General features: G+C 57.6%; 1 protein-coding gene. It reads left to right on the top strand.

Annotated features, from left to right (window positions below):
* A partial coding sequence (locus RAD10_RS41760; RefSeq protein WP_461622014.1) for a hypothetical protein occupies positions 1–276 on the top strand: 276 nt, incomplete at both ends.

The raw sequence follows: 276 nt of genomic DNA, 5'->3' as shown, positions 1-276 counted from the left end.
ACACTATCTACCTCGACGGCACTTACATTGCCTCCTTCACGGGAGAAGACGTCCTCCCAACCTACAACGCCACATACGACCTCCCAAGCAACCTCACCTCCGGCTCAGAGCACATCATCACCGTCATCGTCGACAATAACAGCCTCAACGAGAACTACGACATCGGCGAAGACGAGATGAAACTCCCCCGCGGCGTCATCGACTACGACCTCGCCGGCCACCCCAAGACAGACGTCACCTGGAAACTCACCGGCAACCTAGGCGGCGAGCACTACA

The organism is Bradyrhizobium sp. 23AC, from assembly GCF_054863025.1.
Note: the sequence above shows the minus strand (reverse complement) of the source record. Positions and strands in the feature narration are given on the sequence as shown.